Here is a 3,565-nt window from a genome sequence, read left to right on the forward strand (position 1 = left end):
AACCTGGCCAGACTCAATTACCTGACAGGTAATTGCCCGCCGACGCAACAACGACAAAGCTGGTATCAACCTGCAAACAGCAGGTCTGTTTACCACCACAAACGGAAGAACCTTCATGGACGTCAAACAACAGACCTTGCGCACCAGAATGGGCCAGGCATACACCCGCACCGGCTCTGGTCCCGCACTTATCCTGTTACACGGCTGGCCCTTCCATCGGGCCAGCTTTCGCCGGTTGATTCCGCTCCTGGCCTCCCGGTACACCTGTTACGCCATAGACTCAGCGGGCATGGGTGAATCCGGTCTGGCAGAAGACAACGACTACAGTTTTGCCGGGCATGCCCGCAGGGTGATGGATTTTGTCGATGAGCTGGGCTTGTCCGCCTTTGCTCTGCTTGGTCACGACACCGGTGGCACCATCGCCCGACTGGTTGCCGCAGGACGTCCGGACCAGGTGGGCCAGCTAATACTCATGGATACGGAAGTTCCCGGCCACATCCCGCCTGTGGTTCCGCGCTTCCAGCGACTGATGCGTTTTGGCGTCATGCGTCAGATGTTCAGGTGGTTGCTTCACAGCAAAGCCTTCGGACGCAGCCGGTATGGGTTTGGTGAGTGTTTTCATGACCCGGACAACATGACAGATGAGTTTCTGGCGTTGTTTTCATTTCACTGGATTGAATCACCACAACGCCTGGAAGGATTGATCGCCTATTTGATGGGAATCGACCACAAGGAGATTGACGACCTGAATCAGACTCACAGCAAAATACAGGCGCCCACGCTGATAATCTGGGGCAGGCACGACAGCATCTTCCCACTGGCACTTGCCAAAAACCTGGTGGGAAACATGCCCAGCTGTTCGCATTTTGAAGTAGTGGACGACGCGGGGTTTCTGGTGCACGAGGAAAAACCAGACCAGGTAGCGAAAGCGGTTCTGGACTTTCCGGGCGCGCACGTATCCGAGCTCCCGACTAATGCCCACCAGAAACCTCCCCACCCGGGTGCAACGGCATCTCTCAGGTAGTCCCAATGTAATGGGCCCAGCCGTTGCCGCTACCGGAACGATCAGTTCAATCCACTCCGCCGGCTATTCCGCCTGGGGTACCAGCAACGCGTCGCCGGTCGCCACCAGCTTTTCAACACCATCTTTACTGGCATAGAGTTCCGCAGAAGCAAACACTTGCTGCCGTCCGGGCTTGACCACCCTGGCCACCACCCGGAAATGCTCGCCTACAGCAGGCCGCAGACATCGCACCGAATACTGCGAGGCCAGTACACGGCCGCTGAGAGTCACCGCAGCAAAACCACAGGCGGTATCAATCAGAGCCCCCTGGATGCCCGCGTGCATGAAGCCGGCATACTGACCGAAGTCCTTGCGCCAGTTCACTGACAATTGCACGGATCCGGCGGTCACCTCATCGACGCTGAGGCCAAGCCAGTTGTTGAAAGCCGCCAGCTCTGAAATGGTCTCGATACGATTCTTTAATTCAGCATCGCTCATTGTGATGTTCCCTTGGAAATGGAGGGGGCGGCAGCCGGCATAAGTCCCGGCTCCGAGGTTTGAAACGGTTGAACTCGTCGAAATTCACAGGATTTTCCTTCTTTCATCGTTTTATCGAGCGTCGAAACCAGAACGCGCTCACAGTCTGAGGTCCATCGACACTTGTATCTCCAATATCCAGGGGCTACTTTGAAAATAAAAGAGCATATCGAATGAACATGTATTTATCTCGCACCTGTGTGTTCCGGCAGAATCGCTGATGAACCGAAGCGAAACACCAGACGATGGTTTCCTCGTCCTGTTTCGCAGGTTACCTATTGCCTGCATGCTCACCCGGATAGCGGATGGAAACATTCTGGCTATCAATCCGGCGTTTGAGCAGTTGTTTGGCTGGGATGCCAGCCAGATCATCAACCGACACTCCACGGAATTGCCACTGTGGACCAGCCCTGAGCGCCGCAAGGCGTTCATCGAACGTTATGCCAGTGCAAGCCGTGTGCAGCAATCGGAAGCCGAGTTTCAGTGTCGTGACGGTCAGATCAAACCGTGCCTGGTCTACGTCGAGCTTATTGATATCAACGGTGAGGCCTGCCGCCTGTCCATGGCCCACGACATGTCAGAGCGGGTCCGGGCCGAGCAGGCTTTAAAGCAAAGCGAGGCAAAATTCACCGCACTGTTTGTGGACTCCCCGGAACCCTATGTCCTGTTTGAAAAGCGCAGTGCCCAGATCACTGAGATCAATCACCGCTTCACCGAGGTTTTTGGCTACCAACCGCAGGATGTGATTGGCAAAACGGCGGTGGATCTTGGTCTCTGGCGGTACCCGGAAAAACGCCCGGCCACCATAGCCAAGTTGCTACGGGAGGGCTTCCTGCGTAACGAACCCGTCGACATGATCGCCAGGGACGGCCGCGTGCTGAACTGTGAAATCTCCAGCAACTTCATCCAGATCGGTGACGAGCGGTGCACCCTGTCCTGCTTCAAGGACGTTACGGAACAAAAGAACATCGAAGCACACATCAAGCACCAGGCCTATCACGACGCCCTCACCGACCTGCCCAACCGGCTGTTGCTGCAGGACCGACTGGAACAGCACCTGGCCCTTGGCGAACGCCACTCACTAGGCTGCGCCCTGCTGTTTTTTGACCTGGACCACTTCAAGCGTATCAACGACTCGCTGGGTCACACCTGCGGCGACGCCGTCCTGCAGGAGGTCAGTCGCCGGCTGCAGGAACGGGTGCGCAAGGCCGACACGGTAGCCCGTCTGGGCGGCGATGAATTTGTCATCCTGCTCACCGGCCTGGGCGGCAATGCCGAACAGATTGCCGAACATGCCAGAAGCCATGCGGCCGAGTTACTTGAAGCCGTCTCCGCCCCCATGATGGTGCAGGGCCACGCACTGCAACTGAGCTGCAGTATCGGTATCGCCCTGTCATCAGAGCACGGCAACACACCGGAAGACCTGCTCAAACACGCAGACACCGCCCTCTATGGCGTCAAGGCCAGCGGTCGCAACAACATCGCCTTTTTTGAACCCGAGATGCAGGTTGTCGTCAGTCAGCGTCTGCAGCTGGAAACCGAATTGCGCCAGGCTCTGCGCGATCAGGAGTTCCAGTTGCATTATCAACCGCAGATCGACGCCCGGGCGAACCGCATCATCGGCGCCGAGGCCTTGCTGCGCTGGCAACATCCTGAGCTGGGCCTGATCGGCCCCGCCACCTTTATCCATGTCCTGGAAGAAAGCGGCATGATCCTTGAGGCCGGCCACTGGGTCACCCGCCAGGCCTGTAGCTTCGTTGCCCGCCTGTTGAGCCAGGGACTGATTGACGCCGACCAGTTCAGCCTCAGCATCAACATCAGCCCACGGCAGTTCCGCCAGAACGATCTGGTCGCCCGGATCGCTGATGCCATCACAGAACTGCAGATCCCCGCCCAATGTCTGAAACTGGAAATCACTGAGAGCATGGTGATCCAGAACATCAGCAACACCGTGGAGAAAATGCAGGAGCTGCGCGATCTGGGCATTCGTTTCGCCATCGACGACTTTGGCACCGGTTACTCGTC

3 protein-coding genes are annotated in these 3,565 nt (G+C 57.2%); 2 read left to right on the top strand and 1 reads right to left on the bottom strand.

What is annotated here, in order from left to right:
• Positions 1-115: 115 nt before the first annotated feature.
• Positions 116-1,024 carry an alpha/beta hydrolase gene (locus AAC035_RS19655; RefSeq protein ID WP_339806812.1) on the top strand — a complete coding sequence of 303 codons (909 nt, stop codon included), beginning with the start codon at positions 116-118 and terminating at the stop codon, positions 1,022-1,024.
• A gap of 63 nt (positions 1,025-1,087) precedes the next feature.
• On the opposite strand, the gene AAC035_RS19660 is transcribed toward AAC035_RS19655, so the two are convergent.
• Complete coding sequence (locus AAC035_RS19660; RefSeq protein WP_339806813.1) at positions 1,088-1,501, bottom strand: PaaI family thioesterase; 414 nt, start codon at positions 1,499-1,501, stop codon at positions 1,088-1,090.
• Positions 1,502-1,760: 259 nt separating this feature from the next.
• On the opposite strand from AAC035_RS19660, the gene AAC035_RS19665 reads away from it, so the two are divergent.
• Positions 1,761-3,565: diguanylate cyclase (locus AAC035_RS19665; RefSeq protein ID WP_339806815.1), on the top strand; the 1,805-nt coding region annotated here is incomplete at its 3' end.

This window comes from uncultured Marinobacter sp. (assembly GCF_963974375.1).
In the GTDB taxonomy this organism is placed as follows: domain Bacteria; phylum Pseudomonadota; class Gammaproteobacteria; order Pseudomonadales; family Oleiphilaceae; genus Marinobacter.